This window comes from Gluconobacter wancherniae NBRC 103581, assembly GCF_007988885.1.
Classification (GTDB): Bacteria; Pseudomonadota; Alphaproteobacteria; order Acetobacterales; family Acetobacteraceae; genus Gluconobacter; species Gluconobacter wancherniae.
The window spans coordinates 135,012-161,086 of the sequence record NZ_BJUZ01000004.1 but is presented as its reverse complement, the minus strand read 5'-3'; the positions used below and the strand labels follow the sequence as shown (position 1 = coordinate 161,086).

The window sequence follows — 26,075 nt, the reverse complement described above, 5'->3', positions numbered from 1 at the left end:
TCCTGCGTGATCTCAGACGGCTTCTGCGCCGGAGATGATCTCGATCAGCTCGTTTGTAATATTGGCCTGGCGGGTGCGGTTATACTTCTGGGACAGGCGGTCAATTGCCTTGCTCGCATTACGGCTGGCATTGTCCATTGCCGTCATGCGAGCGCCCTGTTCACCCGCAGCACTCTCAAGAAGCGCAGAGAAAAGCTGCACCTGAAGGTTGCGAGGAAGGAGCTGCGCAAGAAGCGTTGCCTCGTCAGGCTCGAATTCATACTGGGCAGCGTCTGACGCTTCAGCATTATCGTTTTCAGCGACAGGAAGCGGAACAAGCGGAGCCTGCACCGCAATCTGCGTCATTGCATTGACAAAGCGATTATAGACCAGCGTGCAGCGATCAATACCACCAGCCTCAAGCATGGTGATGATCTTAGCGCCCACCGCCGAAGCCTTGTCAAAACCGACGTCCTTGCCTTCCGTGCCGGAAAGCTGCTCCACGATCATGCTGGGGTAATGACGAACAAGGATGTCGCCCCCCTTACGGCCAACCGGCAAAATACGGACGGTCTTGCCTTCAGCAAGGAGAGAATCAATCAACTGACGTGCAGACCGCACAACGTTTGCATTGAAACCACCAGCAAGTCCGCGATCAGAAGTCAGCACAACGACCAGATGGACGTTATCTTTACCTGTCCCGGCGAGAAGCGTCGGAAGGCTCGCAGCATCTGCTCCGCGCGTGGCAGCAGCAAGTTCCGCCATCATACGGCGCATTGCTTCTGCATACGGACGAGCCGCCTCAGCCTGGGACTGGGCACGTCGCAGCTTGGAAGCTGCGACCATTTTCATCGCGTTCGTAATCTTGCGCGTCGATTTGACACCCGTGATTCGTCCGCGCAGTTCCTTCAGCGAAGCCATGGGCTATCCTCAGGCTGAAAAGCGCTTGCCAAATGCCTCGAGCAGCTCTTTGAGCTTACCTTCGGTTTCTGGCTTGATCTGACGATCGTTACGGATGGCCGTCAGGATGTCCGCACCAGCGCCACGAAGTTCTGCAAGCAGAGCGGCTTCATAGGCAACAACCTTGTCAACAGCGATCGGGTCAACATAACCACGTGTTCCTGCGAAGAGCACAACAACCTGCTCCTCTACTGGCAGCGGCGAAGTCTCAGGCTGCTTTAGCAGTTCAACCAGGCGTGCACCGCGATCCAGCTGCTTGCGGGTAGCGGGGTCCAGATCCGAAGCAAACTGCGAGAACGCAGCCATTTCACGGTACTGCGCAAGCTCAAGCTTGATCTTGCCAGCAACCTGCTTCATCGCCTTGATCTGCGCGGCAGAACCAACACGGGAGACAGAACCACCGACGTTCACAGCCGGACGGATGCCCTTGTAGAACAGGTCTGTCTCAAGGAAGATCTGGCCATCTGTAATCGAAATTACGTTGGTCGGGATGTAAGCCGCTGTATCGCCAGCCTGAGTCTCAATGACCGGAAGTGCTGTCAAAGAGCCACCGCCATTAGCATCGGACATCTTAGCCGCGCGCTCAAGAAGACGGGAATGCAGATAGAACACATCGCCCGGGAAGGCTTCACGTGCAGGCGGACGGCGCAACAGCAGCGACATCTGACGATATGCAACCGCGTGCTTTGACAGGTCGTCATAGCAGACGAGTGCATGCATCCCGTTGTCACGGAAGTACTCGCCCATTGCACATGCCGTGTAAGGTGCAAGGTACTGCATCGGAGCAGCATCAGACGCCGTTGCCGCGACAACAATGGAATATTCCATTGCGCCCTGTTCCGTCAGGGTCCGCACCAGGTTCGCAACGGTCGAGCGTTTCTGACCGACAGCAACATAGATGCAGTAAAGGGACTTCTTCGCGTCACCAGTAGCATTAACCGGCTTCTGGGCGACGATGGTGTCAACCAGAATAGCGGTCTTGCCCGTCTGACGGTCACCAATGATCAGCTCACGCTGTCCGCGCCCAACCGGCACCAGAGCGTCAATAGCCTTGATGCCTGTCTGCATTGGCTCACTGACGGACTGGCGGGGCATAATCCCCGGAGCCTTGACTTCTGCGCGGGTGAACGTGACGTCAGTCAGCGGACCACGACCATCGATCGGATTACCAAGACCATCAACAACGCGTCCGAGCAGGCCCTTCCCGACGGGAACCTCTACAACGGCCTTGGTACGCAGGACGGTATCGCCCTCGCGAATTTCATCACCGTCACCGAAGACGACGACGCCAACGTTATCGCTTTCGAGGTTCAGCGCCATGCCGCGCAGGCCCGTTCCTTCGAACTCGACCATCTCGCCGGCCATGACATTCGTCAGGCCATAAACGCGGGCGATACCATCACCGATGGACAGGACCGTACCCGTCTCGGAAACCGTCTCGGTCTTGTCGAACGACGCAATCTGTTGCTTGAGAATGTCCGAAATCTCGGCGGGACGAATCTCCATCACGCGGCTCCCTTCATGGCGTTCTGCAGGCGGGTCAGACGCCCAGCGATCGATGTATCAAATAATGTGGAACCGACACGTACCGTCATTCCGCCAATCAGCGAAGTATCCGTACGCTCGATCATGGACACGCGGCTATAACCTGCTTCGGCCAGACGGCCCTGAAGCTGGCTGCGCTGCATGTCTGTAAGTGGCTGCGTGGAACGAATTTCAGCGACGACCTCCCCGCGAAGGGTCGCATCCAGTGCGATAACTCCGTCAAGGATCGAGACCAACTCGGAAAGACGGCGGTTGCTTGCAATAACACCGACAAAGCGTCGCAGGGCATCCCCAAAACCGAGCTTTTCCATCAGTGCGCCAGCAACTTCAGCAGAACGGCGCTCATCTAAACGGGCGTCTCTTAGGAACACCCGCAGATCCGCGCTCTGGCCAATCGCTTCGCGAAGGCCGCGCACCTGACGCAGAACGTCAGAAATTGCACCCTGTTCAGAGGCATAGTCGTAGAGAGCCCGGGCGTAGCGCTGCGCTACACCACTTACCGGCCTGATCTGCGGCTCCTGTGTCACCGTCACACGCGTGTTCCGTCTCACCTTCTGCCGGAAACCGGTCACCCGGAATCCGCACAATCCGTTTGGACCGCACGCATGATAAATCCCGGGATCCGGGAATCGTCACGCCAATACGGCCCTCCACTGTTCGTGGCGCCTCTAGCACGCTGTTCGGGCCAAGCGCAACCAACAGAAATGCTTTCTGAAGACATGTAGGCACAACCATTTGCATTTACCTCTGGCAGGCTGGCAGTTAGGCCCCCTGGCCGCTATCTAGGCTGACCATAAAACTCTTCAATTTCTTTTTCTGGAAACCTGATGCCTCATTGCTTGCGCCTCATCACTACGCTCGGCACCCTTCTGAGCTGCGCCTTGACGCATAGCGCGTCAGCAACGCCCGTTTCAGACAAACCCAACTTTCCCACACTCATTTACTGGGACAACTGGACAGATAAACAAGGCGTCTCACACCTGACCAAGTGTAAACTTTCAGCCTTCAGGCAGACTCCTTCAATTGCGGGAGAAGACAAGGTCTGGGCCGGAACCGAGCACACCGGCATGGCAACCGTCATTACAAAGGTACAACCACCTAAATGGAAGGGCGGATGGTCTGAGACCAGACAGGTACAATGGGTGGTCCCGCTATCTGGCACCTATTTTGTACAAGCAATGGATGGCACAAGCGTCGAACTCAACGCTGGCGATATGCTCCTGAGCGAGGATCAAAATTCAGTTCGTGATCATGCCGGCCATGTCGGCCATTTGTCAGGGAATGTCGGAGATGATGCAGTTGCGCTGATGATTACGCAGTTTGCGAATGCGCGCGCATCACATATTCAATGCGACAGACCTTAAGGACAGGCATTAATCAGAAAATATACATTTTTGGGATTGTTGGAGCGGGCGAAGGGAATCGAACCCTCCTAAGAAGCTTGGAAGGCTACTGCATTACCACTATGCTACGCCCGCATTCCGGAGATGCTCATAACTTATCCATGCCGCGTACGGCAAGAGCGAGAAGCAAAGATTTTTAAAATTAGTTATTTTGCTTCTGGCTATTGACTTTACCTCCCGAACAGCCTTTTTTCCGTTCGCTGTCTACGGCGTTCTCACTGTTAAGTCAGGACGCTGATTCGGCCGATAGGGGTGTAGCTCAATTGGCTAGAGCGCCGGTCTCCAAAACCGGAGGTTGCGGGTTCGAGACCCTCCGCCCCTGCCACCTCGCATCCGTACGTCAGGATTTCGATCCTACGTCGGAATGCGGATTTCATTTGATTCGAGGATGATGGTGTCGGTCAGTACCCCGAAAGACGAGTCGCGGAAGACGGCGCCTCAAAAGAAAGGCCCGGGCTTCAGCCCAAGCCGGTATCTGAAAGATGTGCGCGCTGAAGCCAAGCGCGTTACATGGCCGACCCGACGCAATACCATTGTCACCACTGGTGCAGTGCTTGCCATGGTCACCGTCACCTGCATCTTCTTTTTTGTCGTGGACCAAGTCATTGGCTTTGGTATCCGCGGACTTTTTGGCGTTGGAGGCTAAGGCCGCACCATGGCAAAGCGTTGGTACGTTGTGCATGTCTATTCCGGATTCGAGAAAAAAATCGCGAATCACATTAAGGAACAGGCAGCGCAGAAAGGCCTTTCCGATCATTTCGAAGAGATCCTTGTTCCTTCAGAGGAAGTGACCGAGGTTCGTCGTGGCCGCAAGGTTAACGCTGAACGTAAGTTTTTTCCGGGTTATGTTCTGGTGAAGATGGAACTGACCGACGAGGCATGGCATCTCGTAAAGGACGCCCCAAAAGTCACAGGCTTCCTCGGCACACGTAACAAGCCTTCGCCCATCACGGCAGCTGAAGCTGACCGCATCATGAAGCAGGCTCAGGAAGGCGTTGAGCGCCCCCGCTCCGCGCTTACCTTCGAGATTGGCGAACAGATTCGTGTTGCTGATGGTCCCTTCACATCCTTCACCGGAACGATCGAAGAAGTGGACGACGAGCGTCAGCGCCTCAAGGTCAGCGTTTCGATCTTTGGACGCTCCACACCTGTCGAGCTGGAATATACTCAGGTTGAAAAGCTCTAGGGCTTCCATCAAAACTGTATAAAAAAAGGGCTCCGTTACTGGAGCCCTTTTTTATGTCTGGTTGCTTTGCTCATTCACTATCATTGGGCATAGAGCCTCAAAGACTATTGAGTGATATGAGGCAATGGCAACGTCCGTAGATGCTGGGCTGCCTGCTCTGAAATAGCAGCCACACCAGCACTGAGTTGAGCGACAAGACGGTCTGTATTGCCGGTCGTTACGTCTTTTGATTTCCACTCAATGGGATATGTCATCACAGGACTTACCATTGATCCTGCCGGATGAACGGAAAGGGCGCCAGATACGACTGCATAGCCAGAAGGATCTGCCTCAAAGCGATTGATGGTAAGTTCCACGAAAGCCTGCGGGGTGGTCGTTACCGCATCATTCTGGGCAAAAACTGTGGTGGCTGGTAAACGCTGAGACAAATCTCTGGTCAGAGCATGGCCTATCATGTCGCCAAGAGGCTCACTCCAGGAATCGCCTGAAGCCATTTTCAGATGATACCCACGATCTGCTTCCACGATTGTATCCCGGTCCAATCGGGGGGAAACAACTGGCGTGCGGATTTCTACGACTGCCGGGCCACCAGCAAGCGCATCTCCAGCCACAGCAGCCACGGTGTAGAGCGTCGGGTCACTGCTACATCCTGCCACGGAGCCAATCAGCCCAAGCGCGCAAAGCGACCTAAGCATGTAGTTCGAGCGATACGACATCAATCAGTTCCTGCGGCCAGTGATCAAAGCAGAGGGGTGGTGATCCAGATAATCAGTCAGGAAACGGAGCGAACGTGCCATCTGGGACATTTGCAGGATCATCCCCTCAAGATTACGGTGGAAGTCGGTATCCCCACCGTAAGCCCCGAGAAGCGTCTGTGCGTTATTCAAGGTACCTTGAATCGCGCTCATGAGTGCTGGCAGATGCTGATCTGCATTGCGCGTCAGCCGATCTACGTTCTGCAGAGAGTTTCGGAACGCAACGAGAGACTGCGTAACCTCGCGACTATTCAGACGTCCGTCCGCATGTGCAATCAGGTCATTCACATGATCACCAATCTGCGTGAGTGGCATAGCAGCAATCTTATCCGTGATTGTCGATACAGATGCCATGATCCCGTCGAAGCCACCTGGCTGACTGGGAAGGACTGCGACGTCCCCCTCATACGTTACCTGAGCCGGCGGAGCATTCTTGACGAACTGCAGACCAATCATGGACTCGCCTGTCAGGAAGCTTGCGCTCTGAACTGAAGCACGCATCCCGCTGGCAACAAAAGCCGTGAGAAACTCCTGCACCTGCTTGGCCTGTGTATCTGGAGCGGAAAGAATGCGCTCTGGCTCGATCTCCATTTCCACCCGCACCTTGGGTAAAATACGCGGATCAGAAATCTCCAGCTTAACATCCGTCACGGAACCTATCTGAAGGCCGAACATCGTGACCTGACTGCCAGCAGCCAATCCCTTGACCGACGTATCGACATACGTGGCCACCTTGAACCTCTGATGATAGCGGGCATTATCCGCTTCACTCTGGCTACCATACAGCTTGAAAACCGAATTGGCTGGCGCAAGAGGAGCATCTACGCCCACGCGTCTTTGCGGGAGGCCAAAGGCGACACCACCGGACAACAGCGCCTGAATGGACTGTAGCTGCACTTTCAGTCCACCGGCACCTACACCGACCTGAACACCGGATACGTTCCAGAAGCGGCTATCCGTCCGAAGATAGTGGTCGTATGGCGCCTGTACGAACACCTGCAAGACAATCGGCCCGTCGCCGCCGGGGGGCATCGTATAGCCCAGAACCTCACCCACAGGCAGGTCACGAAAGAAGACAGGAGATCCTTGCCCGAGAGATCCGACCGCAGGTGCCACGAGCCAGAATGTTGAGCCCGGCTGATCCGACCGAATGCCGGGAGCGGCTTCCAGCCCCTTGAATTCGGTTTGGTAGTGGCCGTTGGGTGCCCCAGGATCAATCGCAATGTAAGCTCCGGAAATCAGCGTATCCAAGCCGGTAATGCTGGCGCCATTGATCCTTGGACGCACGACCCAGAATCTCGTGTGGTCTGTCAGGATGTGTGCGCTGTTTGCATTCATCTGAACCTGAACCGTCACCCGGCGCATATCCGGGCTCAGGGTGATATCCTGTACCGTTCCAAGTGTAACGGCCTTATTTTTGACCTGCGTCTGCCCCGTTGTCAGCCCATCAGCCGTATCGAACGTGATGGAAATCAATGGTCCCTGCGTCGCGAAATGCTTCCACGCCAGCCATCCGGAGATAGCGATTGCAAGGACTGGAATCAGCAGGATCAGCGAGAAACGGGCTCTGCGAACCGGTGCTTCCTGCGAGGCCGCTGGCTGTCCGTTACCGGACTGTCGGGAATCACTCACGCGCGCTCGGGCTCCATATCATTATCGTCGGTATTATGAGGCAGGTTTTTCTGTGCATCCATACGCTCGGATGGCAGATTTTTCCCGGTGGTTTTCAAGACATTTCCGTTCAGCCCCGCAGCATCCCACATGCCTCTGGGGTCAAACAGTTCTGCCGCGAAGATCGTAAGGATAACAACAAGTGCGAAGCAGACCATGCCAAAATCTGCGGTGACGTTTGCAAGAAAGGCAAAATGCACAACGGCGACCAGGATCGATATCATGAAGACGTCGATCATCGACCAACGCCCTATGATGTCAACAAGACGATAGAGCTTCGACAGCCCACGCAAGCACCAGTTTTTCTTCAGACGGGTACAGATCAGCATGATCGTAAGAGAGGCGATCTTGAGCACGGGCACCGTGATGCTGGCAAACAGAACAAGCAATGCCAAGGGTACCATTCCCGCCTGCCAGAGCTCAATGACACCATTGATAATGGTGCTTGGTGCGCCATGCCCGACCTTGGTGTAGGTCATGACCGGAAGAAGGTTTGCGGGGATATAGAAAATAACGGCCGCAACCAGAAAACTCGTTGCTGAAAACAGGCTCTGCCGCTTTCGGCGGCGCAAAATCTGTCCACAACGAGGGCAATCGCCCATATCCGCTTCCTGATGAACAGGATGGTCGTAAGCCAGCACCAGATTGCAAGCATGACACGAAAGCATGTGCTCAATGGGAGGCATCGGCTCCACACGCGCATCATGATGTGCAACGTCCAGCACCCGTCCGCGACAATCCTCTACCTGAGGTTCAATGTCGCGGCTCTGCCAGATCAGTTCGTCGTCAAACGTGGAGTCTGTTGCAGCCATGGTGAGCATCAATGCGCCAAGCAGATAAACGCCCGGTTGAAGTATCACCAACGCCAGATCAACAAGCTTGGTGTACGCCACAAGCACGCCGAGAACGTAGACCTCAATCATGGACCATCCACGAAAACGGTCGTACCAGGTCAGGAGTCTCGGGGTCCAGTCCGGCATATGGGGACGTGAAGCACCATAAAGGATCGCCCCCATGAGTGCGATCACAACGCCCGGCATAACGGCGGTCACGAGGCCGATCAGCACGCCAATTGCGTTATATCCCTGATAGCCGAGTTCCACGGGACCGCTCAGCAGAGACACCGTATTTTCGCGGCCATAAACGTTAATAGTCATCAGCGAACTGAACAGCAACGCCAGGTAAACTGCAGCGGACGCAATACAAAACGCGGCCGGAGCACCTATCAGCGAGGTCTTCCTGCGACGAGCCAATTGCCCGCCACAACGCAGACACTCAGCAAGATGCCCGGGCTGAAGCCGTGGAACATGCTGAAAGAGACCGCATGTCGGGCACTCACGCAGCCCCTCGACGACCTTCAGAGAATTGGGTTGCTGCGGCTTGGCAACATTGACGGCTCTCTGCCACAGACGCTTGTGAAAGCGATCGCTCATCTGACTCGTGCCCTCATCCGATCACTCTTGCGCTGACGTGAACGCTCGGGCAACCCCCCAAAGTTCAATGTGAACCCGTGAGCTGGCCAATATAGAGATATTTTCGGCGAAGGGCATTGCACTGGTAAGAGAGGTTCGGTATACGCCCCGTCAGCGCCGACATAGCTCAGGGGTAGAGCAACTGATTCGTAATCAGTAGGTCCTCGGTTCAATTCCGAGTGTCGGCACCACCATAAAATCTTCTTTCCTAACTGGCACTACAACCAGTTTAATTCGTGCATATCACAGCACGATAATGCTTTTATTTCCCGACAAAAAACAGCCCCCGCATGCCTCCCTGTCAAGCGGGGAGCCATGCGAATAGCCATCTTCTTGTCGTCAGCCCTGTGCAGGCATCCTGATAAGATAATCAAAGGCAGCCAGTGAGGCCTTCGCGCCCTCGCCCGTGGCAACGACGATCTGTTTGTAAGGCACTGTCGTGGCATCGCCTGCTGCGAATACTCCGGGTACAGAAGTGCGACAGTGATCGTCGATCACAACTTCTCCATAAGCTGTGAGCTCAAGAGAGTCCTTCAGCCAGTCCGTGTTGGGAAGCAGTCCGATCTGGACAAAAACCCCCTCCAGTTCAACGTGATGCTCCAGGCCGTCCCCGCCACGATATGTCAGTCCGCTGACAGTCTCGCCATTCCCTTCAACACGCGTCGTCAGTGCTTCACGAAGAACCGTAACATTCTTGAGGCTAAGAAGCTTGTCCTGCAAAACCTTGTCGGCCTTCAAGTGCGGTCCACGCTGCAGCAGCGTGACATGAGACACGATGCCAGCCAGATCGATGGCAGCTTCAACACCGCTGTTTCCACCGCCCGTAACAGCAACGCGCTTTCCCTTGTAGAATGGACCATCGCAATGCGGGCAATAGGCAACGCCCTTATTACGATACTCTTCCTCTCCGGGAACACCGAGCTGGCGCCAGCGAGCACCCGTTGCGAGAATAACCGTTTTCGAACGAAGACTTACGCCACTTTCGAGCACGATTTCATGCAGCCATTCCGGCTCGGACGCGGGTATAAGCTTGGCCCCGCGCTGTGAAGCAATGATCTGAACATCATACTGACGCACATGCGCTTCGAGAGCTGCTGAAAGCTTTGGCCCCTCAGTTTCCTGCACGGAAATGAAGTTCTCAATCCCCGCTGTATCCATGACCTGACCGCCAAAGCGATCTGCAATCAGACCAGTACGTAACCCTTTGCGCGCAGCATAGATCGCAGCAGAAGCACCAGCGGGCCCAGCGCCAAGAATCAACACATCAAAAGGAGCGACATCTTTAAGTTTTTCAGCGGCACGCACGGCCGAACTGGCATCAAGCTTGGCCAGAATTTGCACCACATCCATACGACCAGAGGCAAACGGCTCTCCATTCAGATAAACCTGAGGCACAGTCCTAATACCGCGTGTCTCCACTTCATCCTGAAAAAGCGCACCATCAATAGCCACATGTCTGATTCGGGGATTGATAACGCTCATGGCATTGAGCGCCTGCACAACGTCCGGGCAGTTCTGGCAAGATAGTGAGAAATAGGTCTCGAAAGCGAAATCGCCGTCCAGAGCACGAATTTGCTCAACCTGATCTGCGTCGATCTTTGGTGGATGTCCTCCAACCTGAAGCAGGGCCAAAATCAGGGACGTGAACTCATGACCCATTGGCAAACCGGCAAAACGGACTTGCTCAACAGAGCCTGCACGATGAATCAGAAAGGACGGTCGACGCGCATCATCGCCCGCATCGGAAAAAGAAACCTTATCGGACAGACCGGCAATATCTTCCAGCAAGCCGCGCATCTCGACAGATTTATCGTCCTTGCCGAGCGTAGCCTCAAGCACGACATCATGACGCAGGTGCTGCATATAGGCGCGCAGCTGGGTTTTCAGATCGTCCTGAAGCATCGATTTTCTCCGATTTTTCGAGAAGCATTTATGTGTTGAAATCTGCCGGAGCAGTGCCCGCCCCGGAAAGGGCGGGTCCGGTGGAGCAGCAAAGCCCCACCGCAGTCTGGTTCAGATCTTGCCGATGAGATCCAGGGAAGGTGTCAGCGTTGCGCTGCCTTCCTTCCACTTGGCCGGGCAGACTTCGCCGGGGTGGCTTGCGACGTACTGAGCTGCACGGACCTTGTCGAGCAGTTCGGTTGCACTACGGCCAACACCACCAGCAGTCACTTCAATGTACTGGATCTTGCCTTCCGGATCGAGCAGGAACGTACCGCGATCAGCCATTCCGACTTCTTCGATCAGGACGTCGAAGTTGCGGGAAATGTGGCCCGTCGGATCACCAAGCATCGTGTACTTGATCTTGCCGATTGCCGGGGACGTATCGTGCCAGGCCTTGTGCGTGAAATGCTTGTCTGTAGAGACTGCGTAGATCTCAACATTCAGCTTGTCGAACTCAGCCTGGTTGTCGGCGAGATCTTCGAGCTCTGTTGGGCAGACGAATGTGAAGTCTGCTGGGTAGAAGAAGAAAACTGACCACTTGCCAAGAACATCGGCATCGGTGACCGTCAGGAACTTACCATCGCGAAACGCGTCGGTTGAAAAGGGCTTCAGCGGGGAATTGATGCGGGGCATCGGTGTGACTCCTGCCTTGTTGAACGTCTTTAAGTGCGGAACCTTGTGTCCCACACGGAGAGAGAAACGGGAAACTGTTCCTGTCAATATGAATGATCGGTCTGACCGAATACAGAAACCTCCGACCTCAAAACGACCGATGCAAGATTGCACGCACTCCCCGGCTCAAAACGTGGCCGAAGCCGCCTGTTGCGCACCAGAAGAACTGTTCAAAGGTGTATGAGAATTTATCAAAGCGCGGAATATCAACGCGACGGAAAACAATCCCGGTTCACAAGAAGCATCGAGTGAAGCGGTCTTCCTGCTCAAAGTAGGGCAATGTTCAGTGTTCAAGGCAAAAAAAATGGCGACCCGAGGGCCGCCAAATTCTTCAAGCTACCTTAAGGTTAGCGGCAGAAGTCTTGCCGTTACGCCCAGTTTCGAGCTCGTAGGAAACCGTCTGGCCCTCGGAAAGGGTGGACAGTCCAGCGCGCTCAACGGCAGAAATGTGTACGAAAACATCGGCGGTTCCGTCCTGGGGCTGGATAAAGCCAAAACCCTTGGTCGAGTTGAACCACTTTACGGTACCTGTCTTCATGGCAGGTCTCCTTAGCAAACGGCTTACGTACAAACAGGCACGCAATCAAACTTTCTACTTGGGGAGACACTCAGCGCTGCAAAACAGCGAAACGCAATCTATCCGACCAAAAAGCCAGCCGTTCTCCCTTGCTACCTATCTTTTTCTACAGATGCACGATTTATTTTTATATATTCGCATTTTATGGGGCATGAGCGATTTCAGAGAGAAAATATTTTCTATAATTACGAATTAATTGTTTTTTTATCATGAAAATTATCGAATCTATCATCAGTACTTCCCGTAAGGTCATCCACGCATAAAATTTCCTAACAAGTAAAACCGGTCTTTAATTACGATCAATAAGACTATATCTATATCCCATGGCATATGTTCCCCTTTCTGGCCTCTCTCTCCGTGACATCGAATACGTCGTCGCGGTCGATGATCTGCGTAATTTTTCACGCGCTGCGGAACGCTGCGGTGTAAGTCAGGCGGGTCTTTCAGAGCAGGTCCGCAAACTGGAGCAGCTTCTGGATGTGACGCTGTTCGAGCGCTCGCGGCGCCATGTCGCACCAACACCCGAGGGTGAGCACCTGATCGGTCTGGGCCGGGAAGTCCTTGCGGCAGCACGAAATCTTCTCGAAGTTGCCAAAGCCCACACGGGACCTCTGAGTGGGCTTCTGAGAATTGGTGTCATCCCGACGCTTGGTCCATATTATGTTCCTGGCCTCCTGCCACCTCTACGGAAAGAATATCCGCAACTCGGTCTGCGCCTGACAGAAGGACGCACCGAAAGTCTGGTTCATGCTCTACGCCACGGAGAACTTGATCTGGCTCTCATGGCGTTACCAGCCCCCGCGGATTCTCTGGATAGTGTCATACTGTTCGAAGAAGAGTTCATGGGAGTTTTTCCTTCTCATCATGAACTCGCAACAACACCATCGATTTCGTTAAGCCAGCTTGGGCGGCCTGATCTTCTTCTGCTGGAGGACGGACACTGCCTTCGTGATCAGGCATTGTCCATCTGCCCTACCGCCCCCCGCCCCAAGGACCAGCGGCTTGCGACCAGCCTTGAAATGCTGTGGCACATGATTGGTGCGGGCGAAGGCTTTTCGCTGATCCCCAAGCTCGCGCTGCGTAATCGCACCGAGTTTGAAGACCTGGTTTGTATCCGCTCCCTGCCAGAGCCTGAAGCACGCAGGACCATCGGACTGGTATGGCGTGCTTCCGACCCACGCGCAGGCGCATTCAGGGAACTCGGCGCATTTCTGCACGGAATTGCGCCAGCCAAGGACTAGGTTCTTTCATCCGATATGCTCAAATAATTACGTTTTATCACTGTTCATGACGTGACAGTCGTTTGCGAAGGCATTCCATTTCTCTCCATAAAGAGATGGGAAATTGTGCGTGAACGACCTGAAAAAATTGCTACCTTTCGCTGCGATGCTGCTTCTAGCGGGGTGCGCATCGCACCAGCAGTCAGACATGAACGAAGATAGTGGCAATGGAGAGTACGCTTCCAACGACTCCTCGGGGGAGCCGGGCGGAGGGCGCGGTCATGGCGGCGGCAATAGTATCTGGTCAGACGTATTCCGTACTGCCCTTCAGACCGGGATGGGCTTCGTTCATCACTAAATAAGACCCGACTTAGGCTGGATTACTTGTCAGTGTAGGATAATCGCCAGCCTGCCGGCTCAGCTTCAGCCGCAACACACCATTCCCGCACAAGCGGATGGGCCAGAATTGTTTCTACCCAACCCTGAACAACCGGATCAACGTCCAGAGCATACTCATAAATGCGCAGGGCGACAGGCGCGTACATGCAGTCCGCAATCGTGGGATCAGCACCAAAAAGATATGGAGTAACAACGCCGCTACGCGTCAAGGCTTCCAGCAGCGTAGAATTCAGAAAGGCTACGTCCGCAGCCAGTTCGTCGCTGATTTCTTCCAGAGGTGCGGGCACACGCTCAACATCCATCGGGCAGGCCTGACGAAGTGCCCGGAAGCCTGCATGCATCTGTGCACTGATGCTGCGGGCATGCGCGCGCGCAACCCTTTCCTGCGGCCACAGCGATGGCTCGATATCTGCGCAGTATTCGCAGATGGACAGGCTTTCCCAGACGCGCGCGCCATCGTGTTGAAGATATGGAACAAGCTTGTTCGGAGACAGCGCATGGATCTCGGTTGTCTTTCCGCCGCCCTTCAGTGCAACGACGTGTTCCTCAACATCAAGGCGAGCCAGCTTGATTGCCATCCAGCCGCGAAGGGACCACGAAGAATACCGCCTCGAGCCGATCAGGATCGTTCCCGCCATCAGCTTTCTCCTGCAACAATGAACCCACCGCCCAGAACACGGCTACCGTCATAGAGCACACATGCCTGGCCTGGTGCAGGCGTCGCGGGCTCTGTAAGCTCCACCACGGCTCCGCCGCCTTCAAGAGGTCGCACAACCGCGTCTCTCAACTTTTCACGCGCCCGGATTTGCACACCGCAATGCACGCCTTCCGGGGAAGCATCGATCAACCAGTTCATATTGCGCAGATGTACCGTGCGGCGGTTTTCCGCCTCGATGGCCTGAGCACGTGGACCAACGATGATGCGACGACGAGGGACGTCAATGCGCGTCACCATCTGGCGTTCACCCACCCCGGTGTGGATATCACCAAGGCGCTTGCTCTGGCCTACCGTGTATCGCGCAACGCCTTCATGACGCCCCAGAACACGGCCTTCCTCATCGACTATCTCGCCTTCACCCTGGATCTCGGGGCGAAGCTTTTCCACGAGCTCGGCATAAGAGCCTGTCGGAACGAAGCAGATGTCCTGACTGTCTGGCTTTGCAGCAATCTCGAGACCAAGCTCTTCTGCGAGTGCCCGAACATGCGCCTTGTCTGGCACATCTCCGAGAGGAAAGCGGAGGTACTCAAGCTGGTCGCGCGTCGTGGCAAACAGAAACCAGGACTGATCCCTGTCCGCGTCAACGGGGCGATGCATTTCTGCCCCGTCGTCCCCCTCAACGCGCCGGACATAATGTCCTGTGGCCATGGCTTCGCACCCGAGATCGCGGGCCATTCCAAGCAGATCCGTGAATTTCACGCCCTGATTACAGGCAACACACGGCACGGGCGTCTCACCACGCGCGTAGGAATCTGCAAAGCTCTCGATCACGCTGTCCCGAAAACGGCTTTCCGCATCAATAACGTAATGGGGAAATCCAAGCTTATCGGCTACGGCACGAGCGTCCATGATGTCGCGCCCGGCGCAGCAGGCTCCTGGCTTCGATGCCTGACCGTGATCATAGAGCTGGAGAGTCGCGCCAATAACCTCGTGGCCCTGCCGTTTGAGAAGGGCGGCCACTACGGAACTGTCCACGCCTCCCGACATGGCAACGAGGATACGCATGACGGTCAGCCTGCCTTCGGGAGGCGAACAGTCAGACCGTCGAGTGCTTCGGTCATGACGATCTGGCAGCCCAGACGTGAAGTCTTCTCAAGACCGAATGCAAGATCCAGCATGTCTTCTTCGTCATCGGTGGAGTTGCTCAGCTTGGCAGCCCATTCCGGATCAACGACGACATGGCACGTTGCACAGGCGAGCGAGCCTTCGCAGGCGCCTTCCAGGTCAATATCGTGCTTGTGAGCGATCTCAAGCACCGACAGACCGACCGGCGCGTCAACTTCGCGGCGTGAACCATCTCTCTCGATGAAGATCATGTGCGTCATGAGTGTCTGTTTCCAGTGTTATCAGGTTTGGCAGGCATGTACGGCTGCAATCAGAAAAGCTGCCGCACGGTCGATTTCGGCCTTGGAGGTAGAGCGTCCGACCGACACGCGCAAGCATCGTGATGCTTTCTCGCGCGAAAGGCCCATTGCAGTCAGCACATAGGAGGGGGTCAGTTCGGCGGCAGAGCAGGCAGATCCGGTCGAAACCATGACATCGGGCATGCGCTCGATGACGGCAAGAGCCTCCACATTCTCAGGCAGGCAAATATTGAGTGCACCGGGCAAACGCGGCGCCTGATCACCATTCATGCTGCAACCGGGGATTGCTTGCGAGACGAGCATCCAAAGCCGGTTCCGCAGATTTTCAATCGTCTCTGCGTCTCCGGCCAAACGAGCGCGCGCCAGTTCGGCAGCACGTCCAAAGCCTGCGACAAAGGGTGTCGGGAGCGTACCAGAGCGGACTCCGCGCTCCTGCCCTCCCCCAGAAAACAGAGGCTCAAGCCGCACTCTGGGCCTGCGTCGAATGAAGAGCGCACCAATCCCTTTGGGGCCATACATCTTGTGAGCCGAGAAGGACGCCAGATCGATATTCTTCAACGACACGGGCAGTTTTCCGGCCATCTGGGCCATATCCACATGCAGCAGTGCCCCGGCATCCTTCACAATCCGGGATACGGCCTCCATATCCTGAAGAACGCCAGTTTCATTATTGGCAGCCATGATGCTGACAAGAAGCGTCGGCACTTCGAGGGCTTTGCGCAATTGGTCCGGGTCCACGCGCCCATCTGCCTTTACACCCAGCACAACCGGCTCAAAGCCCTCAGACTCTAGCTGCACTACGGATTCCAGAACGCATTTATGCTCGGTTGCCAGCGTGACGATCCGGCGTCTGGGGTCGCCAATGCGCTTCAGGTGCCTTGCCGCACCCTTTATCGCGAGGTTGTTCGCCTCCGTTGCGCCCGATGTAAAAACGATTTCCCGCGCTTGTGCCCCGACAAGCTGCGCCACAGCCTCACGCGCGGCTTCCACGGCACCTGCAGCCTTGAGGCCCATTGCATGTGTGCTATGCGGGTTTCCGAAATCCTGTGTGAACCAGGGAAGCATCGCCCTCACAACCTCTGGGTCACAGGGCGTAGTCGCAAAGTAATCGAGATAGATCATTGCTTTATCGCTCACTGTTTTTTCAGCCGGGCAGCCATCTCGCGATAGGCCTTGCAAAAGGCGACGACATGATCCTCCTCCACATTCCAAGGCAACGACACCCGAATGGCCTGCGAGGCGCCTTCGGTTTCGCCCATGGCCGTCAGAACGTGGGACGACGATACTTTTCCCGATGAACAGGCGGACCCGGCAGAGACACAGAACCCGCCAAGATCGAGCGTCATGAGCTGTATCTGTGCGGAAACGCCATCAAGGATCAGGCAACTTGTATTCGGCAACCGGGGAACGCCACGGCCAGCAACGCGCGCGCCACATTCCAATGCCGCCTGCTCAACCTGCTCCCGCAGAACATCAATCCGCACCCAGTCCTGCCTGCGGCTCTCTTCGAACGCAGCAGCCATGCCCAGTATGGCCGGAAGCGGCTGTGTACCGCCGCGTCGTCCCCGCTCCTGACCGCCTCCGATCGTCAGCGCATCTATCGGGTCCTCGTTTTGCATAAGCAAGGCTCCCGCACCTTTGGGGCCTCCCATCTTGTGCCCGGAAATCGCGACACTGCATTCACTAAGCGTGAACGGCACCCTCCCTGCACCCTGAACAGCATCAACATGAAGATGCGATCCCGAGTCGCGGCATACAGCTTCGATGTCCTGTAGCGGCGAAAGCACCCCGGTCTCGTTATTTGCCGACATCACACACACCAGTGCAGGACCAATCTGATGCAGGCGCTGGCGCAGGTCTTCAGGATCCAACAAACCGAAACGATCTACCCCCAGAACCTCGGCATCGGGAGCAGCCTTGCGGATCGCATCATGCTCAGTGCCCCCTATCAGGACAGGACGACTGCGCCCGAAGGCATGGATAGCCATTGCATCGGCTTCCGTTCCTCCTGATGTAAACACACAAGTGCCGGAAATCCGCCCGAAACCGGCGCTGATGCGATTCCGGGCTTCTTCCAGAAAACGCCGTGCCTCACGTCCGTCAGCATGCACCGAAGAAGGATTTCCAGAGAGCATCATTCCGTCAAGCACAGCCTGTCGCGCGGCGGGGCGCAGTGGTTCTGTAGCATTCGCGTCGAGATAGGTCGTTTTGAGGGCTTCGTTCATGCTCATCAGATCGTGTCGGGAGGCAGAAATCGCAATGTTAAGTCGATTTTGGTGGAAATTCACACTTTTAGACCGATATACAGAGCCCCACCGGAAGGCAGGGCCGTAATCCTGCCTGACATAGCGCGAGAGTATTCATGCCTGAAGTGATGTTTGCCGGCCCAGACGGTCGGCTAGAGGGTCGTTACCACCACTCCAGCGAACCCAACGCTCCCCTCGCCCTGGTGCTGCATCCGCATCCGCTCCATGGCGGGACGATGAACAACCGCATCACCTATACGATGTACAGAAGCTTCGAGAAGATGGGCTTCTCCGTCATGCGCTACAATTCGCGTGGCGTCGGCCGTTCGCAGGGCCGTTACGATGGTGGCATCGGCGAGATTTCCGATGCGGCAGCTGCACTCGACTGGATGCAGATGGTCAACCCGAACTCCTCGGAACTGTGGATTGCGGGGTATTCCTTTGGTGCGTTCGTTGGCATGCAACTGCTGATGCGACGCCCGGAGATCAGCGGCTGGATCAGCGTTGCTCCGCCTGCAAACGATTACGATTTTGGTTTTCTGGCACCGTGTCCATGTGGTGGCCTGATGGTCGCAGGCGGCAAGGACGACATGGCGCCTGAGCCTGGTATCCGGAAACTGGTCGACAAGCTGAACACCCAGAAAAACGTCACCGTCGATTATCGTATCTTCGAAGACGCAGATCATATTTTTGCAAAGCAAGCTGATCAGGTTGCGGATGCACTTGAAGATCACGTCATGACCATGCGTGGCCGCAAGGCACTCGCACTGGCTGCTGACTGAAGTTCAGCCCGAGCTTGCGATTAAAAAAGGCCTGCCCTCCTTGGGGCGGGCCTTTTTTGTTCCAATCACCCTCGTATCTGACACCAATGTTTTAATCATTTTGACATCGGAAAAAGCTTGCAGGCCGCAACAGGCCTTTGCAATCATATGTTACATGACAGCTCAGCCCCTTCTTCCCGCACAGGTTTCAGGCCTGACGCGCCGCTTCGGCTCCTTCATAGCGCTGGATAACGTCTCTTTCTCGATTGCTCCCGGCGAGACTGTGGCGCTTCTGGGGCGAAACGGCGCTGGAAAATCCACGCTGATCGGTTGCCTTATGGGCTTCCTGATGGCCGACAGCGGCAGCATCAAAATTTTTGGCGAAGATGTGGTCGACCTGCCTCGGAGCGCCCGCTCAAGGACAGGGTTCGTTCCCCAGACCATGTCTGGATTTGGAACATTTCGCGTCCGCCAACTCATTGATTACATTTCTGCATTCTACGAAAACGTCTCTGATCCTGACCCACAGCTTATGCAATGGGCAGATCTTGATCCAAACAAATATGTCCGCGCCCTTTCAGGCGGGCAGAAGCAGCGTCTGGCTATTGTATTGGCCATGCAGCACAAGCCCGATTTTCTGGTGCTGGACGAGCCTGTAGCAAGCCTCGATCCTCACGCGCGCCGTGATTTCATGAATCTGTTGAACGACTACCGTCGCAGGCAAAACGCGAGCATTCTCATCTCGTCCCATATTCTTTCGGACCTGGAGCGCCTGTGTTCGCGCCTTCTTTTTGTACGGCAGGGACGCGTCGTCCTTGATACCCCAACCGAGATTTTCCACGCCGAAACACGCACCCTGACCCACCCGGACCCTCAGCGTCTGCTGGAAGCATTTCCAGCAGACCTCCAGATCCTTATGTCCAGACCAGACGGATTTCTAGTCCATGGCTACAGGGATCACTTTGCACTGCCACAGGAAACGCTGATTTCCGTTCCGGACTTTGAAGATGCTTTTCTTGAAATCACAGCACCTCCGTCAGGAGACGTTCCAAGATGAAAAGTAATTTTTCATCTCAGGACAGACGTGAGCTGAAATCTGCATTGAGCATATACGGCACCAATGCTTTCTGGCGCGGAAACCCGATGGTGATTTCGGGCCTTCTTTTCATTTTTCTAGCATTCGTGAATGCATTCAGCATCAGACACAAACTTGCGCACCACCCTATTGCAGAAGTGCTGCACGATAGCGGTCTGTTCAGTTTTTTCATCGGGCCTAACTTCGTCCAGAACTGTATCCAGTTCTATGCTTCCAGTCAGGTTGGCGCATCACAGGCACCCTCCATTCCCGGACTTGCGCAGGCTGAGGCGAGAGCAGCAACAATCTGGGCATGCATGATCCCGCTTTTTTTTGCGGCGGTCATGACCATCGCGGGCATCCCCTTCCACGATTGCCTTTTCTTTGTCCTTTTTAACAGCATTCCAGCTCTGGCAGGCTGGTATAGCCCCGGTCAGGCTGGCTCTATCCGAAAACGACTGATCCCTGTGATCGTGGGCATAGTGCTCTTTCTTGCATTCGTAATCCTTTCCCTGGTTCCCGGCGCCCAGCTATGGATGGTGACAAGGCCTGCCTTCTTGACCGTCCCCTGCAGCATTGCACTTTCCACTGTGCTTGCGTTTACGGTTCTCACCCTTCCGAACCGCGTATATCAACCCGCCCATATCGGCGATGCACGTTCTGCACGCTCCAAAACAAAAAGCGGCAAACGGGAAACGCCTAAAAGAGTATTCCACCGGGTTGGGCAGTACGAGCTTAGTCAGATGCTTCTTGCACCGAGCATTCCGCTCTCCTTGCGGGCTGATGTTCTGGCAAGTTGCATCGCTATACCGCTCATCGCAACGGTGATCGCGGTACTATTTGGCGGCCATGGCAGCTTCACGCACAGATGGATATGGGCAGCGCGCACCCTCGTGATCACGATCGCATGCACCAATAACTGGCTTATCCATCGTGAGCATTGGCCCATACTTTTCGTTACGGGTCGCTTTGGGAGCCGCCTTCAGTTCGTCCGTTCGGTTTTTAAAGCAGCGCTGTCGCGCTCATTGCTGACGATTTCTCTGCGTACCCTGAGTCTGGTCATTCCATTCGCTATTCTTGCTCATTATACCTTCCCACACGCCCTCATGATCACCGTGGAACTCATTGCCTGCATTACGGGTCTGGCGTTTGTTCCGGCGCTCGCATTCCTTTCCGGGCATGCACCTTCCAAGGGATTAGTAGTTGCCGCTTCGTTTGTGAGCATTTTCCTGACGCAAATCGTTAATCCATTCGTGCTGGGAAGCAGCGTATTTGGGATCGCTACGATCGTAGCCGTTTTGGTCGGCGGATTTTGTTATTTTATGGCACCACGCCGCATCAGCCGCTCAGACTGGCCGTTCGGTAGCGAATAACCGGCCATAACGATACGAGCAGCCTGTTTCATGCGCCCTAAAATCTGCCGCTCGCATGCACTGACATGAGACAGGTTCATCAGCTTTGCGCTCCTGATCGTGATTTACGACGGTCTGTGCTAGGGTGATGTCCTTCCTTCATGACAGCGCAGAAGCATTAACAATCCATGCCAAAGAGTCCGTTCCTCCTTGAAGCTCAGGCACGCGGCCTGATCTTTCAGTGCACCGATCTCGAAGCCCTTGACGAGGCACTTCTGGCTGGACCGATCACGGCGTATATCGGCTTTGACCCAACCGCAGACTCCCTGCATGTCGGCAATGCGCTCTCGATCATGATGCTGCGTCTGCTGCAAAAACACGGGAACCGCCCCATAGCCCTCATGGGCGGCGGCACGGCCAAGATCGGCGATCCGTCTTTCCGTGATGAAGCGCGCTCCCTGATCACTAACGAGACAATCGCGCACAACATTTCAGGCATTGAGCAGTCCCTGCGTCAGTTCCTGGACTTTTCGGACGATCGCGCGATCCTCGCCAACAATGCCGAATGGCTCGACAAGCTCTCCTACATTGGCCTTCTTCAGGATGTTGGCGTGCAGTTCTCCGTCAGTCGCATGCTCTCGTTCGAGAGCGTCAAACAAAGGCTGGACCGCGAACAGGGACTTACCTTCCTGGAATTCAACTATTCCATCCTCCAGTCCTATGATTTCCGCGAACTGAACCGCCGCCACGGTGCTGTCCTGCAACTTGGCGGGTCAGATCAGTGGGGGAATATCGTGGCAGGTATCGACCTTACCCGCCGCACCGATGCCAAACAGGTTTTTGGCCTGACAACTCCCCTCGTCACGACGTCATCCGGCGCAAAAATGGGTAAGTCCGCAAAGGGCGCCACATGGCTCAATGCCCAGCGTCTTCCGGTCTTTGAATACTGGCAGTTCTGGCGCAATACCGAAGATGCCGATGTCGGGCGCTTCCTTAAGATGTTCACTGATCTTCCTGTCGAGGAATGCGAACGTCTGAGCGCGCTTGAAGGCTCGGAAATCAACGAAGCAAAAAAGATCCTCGCCACAGAAGCGACGGCAATCTGCCATGGGCGTGCTGCCGCAGAAGAAGCTGCCGAGACCGCCCGACGTGTTTTCGAACAGGGTTCCATGCAAGCCGCCGCACTTCCCGAGCAGGAAGTTCCAGCAGCCCTGCTGACGGAAGGTGTACCTGCTTTCCGCCTGTTTCAGGAAGCAGGACTGGCAGCAAGCGGCGGAGAGGCCCGGCGCCTGATCCGCGGCGGCGGCGCACGCGTGAACGATACTGTCGTATCAGATGAAAACCATGTCTTCTCAGCGTCCGATTTGCAGGATGGTGTGTTGAAGGTTTCGTCGGGCAAGAAAAAGCATATTCTCGTTCGCCCGGTATGACATCTGTCACTCAAACAGTCTGACACTGCACCCATCCTCCTGTCATGGCACACTGCTATGATAGGAGGAACAAGACCCGGATCATTGTGATCCTGGACTGCCTTGTCAGGCTAAAGGCGGGCAATCAGAGCCAGACGTCCTTCGCGCCTGCATGACATGTAGTGAGGACGAGATGGTTGTGACTACAGACGCAAAGAACTGGCGCGGCCTGTTCAGTGATGTATTCGGGCTGTTATTTGCTCTGGCATGGGCTACACGTGGCGCACAGGCAGCAAGGCTGCCTCTCGTGCCTGTCTTGCTGGTGATCGCACTCGTCAGCCTGCCGCTGCTTGCAGGCTTTGTTCACCGCGACATCATCCTGCGTCACCCTGAAGTCCCGGGCGACAGGGAATTGATGCGTAAGGTCAAAATCATGCGTATCGTTTTGATCACCGCGGCTTCATGGTGGGCACATGCCACACATCACATGCCACTCTTTTTACCTCTGCTGGGCATTGTGATTGGGCTATCCTATCTTCCGCTTGGGAAGGCTTTAAACGAGCCCGTTCATTACGTCGTGGGGAGCGTGATCGTGTCTGTTTCCGTGTTATCGTTTCTTCTGCAGGAGCCTCTTCATATGGAAGTTGCAGGCTTTGGTACGGCGATCGCCATCTGGCTCGGTTGTGTCGCCCGCCTCTGGCGCTCCGGCATCGTGTTTCGCTCCCCTTCAGGGGCGGCACTTCCTCAATGAATGCTGTGTCGGATGCACCAGAGGTCTTTCGCTTCGGTGGGCAAAACCTGAACAGGTATCGGATCGCCTATCTCAGCTACCTTCTGCTGTATCCGGTGCCATGGTTCATCCACCACAAGCCCACGCCATCACAGCTCCTGTTTTCGTTCTGCGCGCTCCTTGTCTTTCTGCCGCTCTATTTTTCGCCATACCGGAAAGACAAAACCTACGGCCTTCCTGAAATCATCATGACCGCTTTTCTGGGCTTTGCTACGGCCTGGACGCACGGGGACTGGCTAGTTTACAATATTTACGCTACCGGAATGTCTGCCCGCATCCGCAAGCGCAGCCATTCCATAGCCACGATTATTCTTCTGCAGTGTGCCCTGCTTTCTTTCTGCTACTTCGCCAATCGCTCTGCCATAGAAGCAACGGTGGGCGTCATTCTGAGTCTCGTGACTTATGTCGGTACGTGGATGCAATGGGAACTTGGGTACAGGAACCAGCAGCTACAGGAGGCACAGCACGAAATCAGAACGCTTGCCGCAACAGCCGAACGCGAGCGCATCGCACGGGACATGCATGATCTTCTAGGGCACTCCCTGACGGTAATCTCCGTCAAGGCTGAGCTTGCTGAACGACTGTTTCTTGGAAATCCGGAGCGCGCGCAGCGTGAGATTGCAGACATCACACAAATTGCCCGCACATCCCTGCATGAAGTCCGCCAGGCCGTCTCAGGCATGAATGGCACATCACTACAGCAGGAACTGACCCCCACTCGCAAAGCGCTCGAGGCCGCGGGCATCGCACTGACCATTCAGGGCGAACAAGACCTTCTGGACAAACCTCAAAGCAGCGTCCTTGCCATGGCCCTGCGCGAGGCAATTACCAACGTTATCCGGCACTCCAATGCCCGTCGATGCATGATTTCGTTTGAATGCGACCCAGAAGGTCACGCCCTTGCCATCAAAGTGGAAGACGATGGCAAGAGTAGTGCCCCCGTTCCAATTTCAGAGGGAAACGGCCTACAGGGTATGCGTGCCCGCCTTGCCGCAGCAGGTGGCTCGCTCTCCCTTCATCAAACACATTCCGGCCTTACCCTTAAAGCGAGCATTGCCTCATGATCCGACTTGTTATCTCCGAAGACCAGGCCATGCTTCTGGACGCATTCGAAGCGCTCCTGAGCCTGGAGACGGATATCGAGGTTGTCGGGCGTGCGCTTGATGGTCAGGCGGCGCTGGACCTTGTGACGACGCTCAAGCCGGATGTCCTGATTACCGATATCGAAATGCCCCGGATGACGGGCATAGAACTGGCAGAACATCTGCGCGCTGAGAGCATACCCACCAAGGTCATGATCGTGACGACCTTCGCACGCTCGGGATATCTGCGGCGTGCGTTGCAGGCAGGCGTCCGGGGATACATGCTCAAGGACGCGCCCATCACACAACTTGCTGACGCCATTCGCAAGGTTCACGCAGGCGGCCGCGCGATTGCTTCCGATCTGGCAGAGAGTGTCTGGGACGCCCTGCCCGACCCACTCTCGGAACGGGAGCGCTCCATGCTGCGTCTGGCAGAAGGTGGTCACACCAACCGAGAAATTGCTGAAAAGCTCTCGCTTTCTGCGGGTACGGTCCGAAATTATTTCTCTGAAATCGTCCAGAAACTCGATGCCCGTAACCGCATTGAAGCCGGGCGCATCGCCCGTGCGAATGGATGGCTTTAGTCGCGTAGAAGCGACAGGAAAGATCTGGAAGAAAGTACCGGAGATATTCCGGCCGTTGACGAAGCGAATTTGCAGTTCACCCGGCAATCCTTGTTCTGCTCGATTTGATGTTTTGCGTCCGATCTACAGCATTTTGGCCTCTTACCGCTCGCAGCATGTTCGACGCCCCCGGTGGGGCGCCGGGAATTTGCCTTCAAGAACAAAGCGCCGGCTATTTCCTGCTGTAGGACATTGATCTGTTCGGGAGTAGTGGGCAGCATCTGAGAAGAAGAATTACCGATTATTGTCCCTTGCATCGCGACAAAGCTGCTTACCACATCCTGTTCAATAGTTACGGCTCCGGTATCCAGCGCGATCGGCCGTCTCATTGAGTATGCGGAAGATACATCAATGGAAGACGTATTTTTTTCCATAACCACATCGAAAAAACGAGCCAGCATTCCTGTATTTTCGGGTTTCGACAGCGCTGTAAGAAGTGCTGTCGAAAGGTCGCTCAATACCTCGCCGGACATTGCAGGCGATGAGAGAGAGATCGCCACTTTCATGAGGGGGCTCCCCTGGGTTGCCTGAAAAAATGCATCCCCAAGCCCTTGAACAGTAGGCGCAACACCGCTTGGAGATTGGGCATCCAGAACGGTCATGACAACGCTCAGCAAGGCGTCCACCTGCTGCGAAGGTGATGCTGTTGAGCTATTTATCGTTGCTGCGGCGTTGCTGAACACACCAGCCAGCGCATTAACGTCAGAAGCATAGGCCTCCGAAGCGCTCCCCTGAGCATTTGGCGGCTGGGATGATGTTGCCGTTCTGAGGGCATTATTCCGGTATGCTTCAGCAGGTCGCGCGTTCTGTCCGGCCTGCTCCGCCGATGCACCTGACATTCCCTGAACATATGGTGAAATTGACATTGATGC

27 protein-coding genes and 3 tRNA genes are annotated in these 26,075 nt (G+C 55.4%); 14 read left to right on the top strand and 16 right to left on the bottom strand.

The features are described from left to right. Positions 1 to 12: 12 nt before the first annotated feature. The 3 genes from GWA01_RS12360 to atpH are packed head-to-tail and all read right to left on the bottom strand — an operon-like array spanning position 13 to position 3,017. Positions 13 to 900 (bottom strand): F0F1 ATP synthase subunit gamma, encoded by an 888-nt coding sequence (locus GWA01_RS12360; RefSeq protein WP_146798489.1) that lies wholly within the window; start codon positions 898 to 900, stop codon positions 13 to 15. A 9-nt stretch (positions 901 to 909) separates the two neighbouring features. After that, a complete protein-coding gene (atpA, locus tag GWA01_RS12355) occupies positions 910 to 2,445 on the bottom strand; it encodes a F0F1 ATP synthase subunit alpha (protein ID WP_146798487.1) in 1,536 nt (511 codons plus the stop codon). Beyond that, positions 2,445 to 3,017, bottom strand: coding sequence for an ATP synthase F1 subunit delta (gene atpH, locus GWA01_RS12350; RefSeq protein WP_146798485.1), 573 nt, complete (start codon positions 3,015 to 3,017; stop codon positions 2,445 to 2,447). The genes atpA and atpH overlap by 1 nt, the downstream gene beginning before the upstream one ends. Before the next feature lie 294 nt (positions 3,018 to 3,311). Between atpH and GWA01_RS12345 the strand changes: the two genes are divergently transcribed. Further along, positions 3,312 to 3,848, top strand: coding sequence for a cupin domain-containing protein (locus tag GWA01_RS12345; RefSeq protein ID WP_146798483.1), 537 nt, complete (start codon positions 3,312 to 3,314; stop codon positions 3,846 to 3,848). 40 nt (positions 3,849 to 3,888) lie between these two features. On the opposite strand, the gene GWA01_RS12340 is transcribed toward GWA01_RS12345, so the two are convergent. Then, a tRNA-Gly gene (locus tag GWA01_RS12340) sits at positions 3,889 to 3,962 on the bottom strand. A 173-nt stretch (positions 3,963 to 4,135) separates the two neighbouring features. Here GWA01_RS12340 and GWA01_RS12335 point away from each other — a divergent pair. The 3 genes from GWA01_RS12335 to nusG all read left to right on the top strand — a co-directional run bounded on the left by GWA01_RS12335 (position 4,136) and on the right by nusG (position 5,073). After that, positions 4,136 to 4,212: transfer RNA gene (locus GWA01_RS12335), tRNA-Trp, on the top strand. Positions 4,213 to 4,251: 39 nt separating this feature from the next. Beyond that, positions 4,252 to 4,533 (top strand): preprotein translocase subunit SecE, encoded by a 282-nt coding sequence (gene secE, locus GWA01_RS12330; RefSeq protein ID WP_228118621.1) that lies wholly within the window; start codon positions 4,252 to 4,254, stop codon positions 4,531 to 4,533. 9 nt (positions 4,534 to 4,542) lie between these two features. Further along, positions 4,543 to 5,073, top strand: a complete 531-nt coding sequence (nusG, locus tag GWA01_RS12325) for a transcription termination/antitermination protein NusG (protein WP_146798481.1) — start codon at positions 4,543 to 4,545, stop codon at positions 5,071 to 5,073. 104 nt (positions 5,074 to 5,177) lie between these two features. Here the strand turns inward: nusG and GWA01_RS12320 are convergent, their stop codons facing one another. The 3 genes from GWA01_RS12320 to GWA01_RS12310 are packed head-to-tail and all read right to left on the bottom strand — an operon-like array spanning position 5,178 to position 8,932. After that, positions 5,178 to 5,789 carry a PqiC family protein gene (locus GWA01_RS12320; protein ID WP_146798479.1) on the bottom strand — a complete coding sequence of 204 codons (612 nt, stop codon included), beginning with the start codon at positions 5,787 to 5,789 and terminating at the stop codon, positions 5,178 to 5,180. Positions 5,790 to 5,792: 3 nt separating this feature from the next. Next, positions 5,793 to 7,460, bottom strand: a complete 1,668-nt coding sequence (locus GWA01_RS12315; RefSeq protein WP_146798477.1) for a PqiB family protein — start codon at positions 7,458 to 7,460, stop codon at positions 5,793 to 5,795. Beyond that, entirely contained in the window at positions 7,457 to 8,932 is a 1,476-nt protein-coding gene (locus GWA01_RS12310; protein WP_146798475.1) for a paraquat-inducible protein A, read from the bottom strand. The genes GWA01_RS12315 and GWA01_RS12310 overlap by 4 nt, the downstream gene beginning before the upstream one ends. 155 nt (positions 8,933 to 9,087) lie before the next feature. Here GWA01_RS12310 and GWA01_RS12305 point away from each other — a divergent pair. Further along, positions 9,088 to 9,162, top strand: a tRNA-Thr gene (locus GWA01_RS12305). Positions 9,163 to 9,310: 148 nt separating this feature from the next. Here the strand turns inward: GWA01_RS12305 and ahpF are convergent. The 3 genes from ahpF to GWA01_RS12290 form a co-directional block, all read right to left on the bottom strand. Then, complete coding sequence (gene ahpF, locus GWA01_RS12300) at positions 9,311 to 10,873, bottom strand: alkyl hydroperoxide reductase subunit F (protein ID WP_146798473.1); 1,563 nt, start codon at positions 10,871 to 10,873, stop codon at positions 9,311 to 9,313. A 111-nt stretch (positions 10,874 to 10,984) separates the two neighbouring features. Next, complete coding sequence (gene ahpC / locus GWA01_RS12295; RefSeq protein ID WP_146798470.1) at positions 10,985 to 11,548, bottom strand: alkyl hydroperoxide reductase subunit C; 564 nt, start codon at positions 11,546 to 11,548, stop codon at positions 10,985 to 10,987. Positions 11,549 to 11,918: 370 nt separating this feature from the next. Next, entirely contained in the window at positions 11,919 to 12,125 is a 207-nt protein-coding gene (locus GWA01_RS12290; protein ID WP_146798468.1) for a cold-shock protein, read from the bottom strand. 362 nt (positions 12,126 to 12,487) lie between these two features. Between GWA01_RS12290 and GWA01_RS12285 the strand changes: the two genes are divergently transcribed. Both GWA01_RS12285 and GWA01_RS12280 read left to right on the top strand, forming a co-directional pair. Beyond that, positions 12,488 to 13,405 (top strand): hydrogen peroxide-inducible genes activator, encoded by a 918-nt coding sequence (locus GWA01_RS12285; RefSeq protein ID WP_146798466.1) that lies wholly within the window; start codon positions 12,488 to 12,490, stop codon positions 13,403 to 13,405. 109 nt (positions 13,406 to 13,514) lie between these two features. Next, positions 13,515 to 13,742, top strand: coding sequence for a hypothetical protein (locus tag GWA01_RS12280; protein ID WP_146798464.1), 228 nt, complete (start codon positions 13,515 to 13,517; stop codon positions 13,740 to 13,742). Between the two features lie 22 nt (positions 13,743 to 13,764). Here GWA01_RS12280 and GWA01_RS12275 read toward each other — a convergent pair whose 3' ends face one another. The 5 genes from GWA01_RS12275 to GWA01_RS12255 are packed head-to-tail and all read right to left on the bottom strand — an operon-like array spanning position 13,765 to position 18,090. Beyond that, positions 13,765 to 14,421, bottom strand: coding sequence for a glutathione S-transferase (locus tag GWA01_RS12275; protein ID WP_146798461.1), 657 nt, complete (start codon positions 14,419 to 14,421; stop codon positions 13,765 to 13,767). After that, entirely contained in the window at positions 14,421 to 15,506 is a 1,086-nt protein-coding gene (gene mnmA / locus GWA01_RS12270; protein ID WP_146798459.1) for a tRNA 2-thiouridine(34) synthase MnmA, read from the bottom strand. Before mnmA ends, GWA01_RS12275 begins: the two co-directional genes overlap by 1 nt. 5 nt (positions 15,507 to 15,511) lie before the next feature. Then, the gene (locus GWA01_RS12265) at positions 15,512 to 15,826 is read right to left on the bottom strand and encodes a ferredoxin family 2Fe-2S iron-sulfur cluster binding protein (protein WP_146798457.1); all 315 of its coding nucleotides are present in this window, start codon (positions 15,824 to 15,826) and stop codon (positions 15,512 to 15,514) included. A gap of 21 nt (positions 15,827 to 15,847) precedes the next feature. Then, a complete protein-coding gene (locus GWA01_RS12260; RefSeq protein WP_146798525.1) occupies positions 15,848 to 16,987 on the bottom strand; it encodes a cysteine desulfurase family protein in 1,140 nt (379 codons plus the stop codon). A gap of 11 nt (positions 16,988 to 16,998) precedes the next feature. Then, positions 16,999 to 18,090: a cysteine desulfurase family protein gene (locus GWA01_RS12255; RefSeq protein WP_146798455.1), complete on the bottom strand. Its 1,092-nt coding sequence runs from the start codon at positions 18,088 to 18,090 to the stop codon at positions 16,999 to 17,001. Between the two features lie 137 nt (positions 18,091 to 18,227). Between GWA01_RS12255 and GWA01_RS12250 the strand changes: the two genes are divergently transcribed. From GWA01_RS12250 to GWA01_RS12220, 7 genes are all read left to right on the top strand, one after another. After that, positions 18,228 to 18,893, top strand: a complete 666-nt coding sequence (locus tag GWA01_RS12250) for an alpha/beta hydrolase (RefSeq protein ID WP_146798453.1) — start codon at positions 18,228 to 18,230, stop codon at positions 18,891 to 18,893. Between the two features lie 154 nt (positions 18,894 to 19,047). Next, the gene (locus GWA01_RS12245; protein WP_146798451.1) at positions 19,048 to 19,929 is read left to right on the top strand and encodes an ABC transporter ATP-binding protein; all 882 of its coding nucleotides are present in this window, start codon (positions 19,048 to 19,050) and stop codon (positions 19,927 to 19,929) included. Further along, on the top strand, positions 19,926 to 21,320 hold the full coding sequence (locus tag GWA01_RS12240; RefSeq protein ID WP_146798449.1) for a hypothetical protein: 1,395 nt from the start codon (positions 19,926 to 19,928) through the stop codon (positions 21,318 to 21,320). The genes GWA01_RS12245 and GWA01_RS12240 overlap by 4 nt, the downstream gene beginning before the upstream one ends. Before the next feature lie 167 nt (positions 21,321 to 21,487). After that, positions 21,488 to 22,729, top strand: a complete 1,242-nt coding sequence (gene tyrS / locus GWA01_RS12235) for a tyrosine--tRNA ligase (RefSeq protein ID WP_146798447.1) — start codon at positions 21,488 to 21,490, stop codon at positions 22,727 to 22,729. Between the two features lie 172 nt (positions 22,730 to 22,901). Then, complete coding sequence (locus GWA01_RS12230; RefSeq protein WP_228118622.1) at positions 22,902 to 23,459, top strand: hypothetical protein; 558 nt, start codon at positions 22,902 to 22,904, stop codon at positions 23,457 to 23,459. Beyond that, entirely contained in the window at positions 23,456 to 24,562 is a 1,107-nt protein-coding gene (locus GWA01_RS12225; protein WP_146798443.1) for a sensor histidine kinase, read from the top strand. Before GWA01_RS12230 ends, GWA01_RS12225 begins: the two co-directional genes overlap by 4 nt. Continuing rightward, on the top strand, positions 24,559 to 25,164 hold the full coding sequence (locus GWA01_RS12220) for a response regulator transcription factor (protein WP_146798440.1): 606 nt from the start codon (positions 24,559 to 24,561) through the stop codon (positions 25,162 to 25,164). Before GWA01_RS12225 ends, GWA01_RS12220 begins: the two co-directional genes overlap by 4 nt. Here the strand turns inward: GWA01_RS12220 and GWA01_RS12215 are convergent. Further along, positions 25,161 to 26,069, bottom strand: coding sequence for a hypothetical protein (locus GWA01_RS12215; RefSeq protein WP_146798438.1), 909 nt, complete (start codon positions 26,067 to 26,069; stop codon positions 25,161 to 25,163). The two genes, GWA01_RS12220 and GWA01_RS12215, sit on opposite strands and share 4 nt — an antisense overlap. Between the last annotated feature and the right edge of the window lie 6 nt (positions 26,070 to 26,075).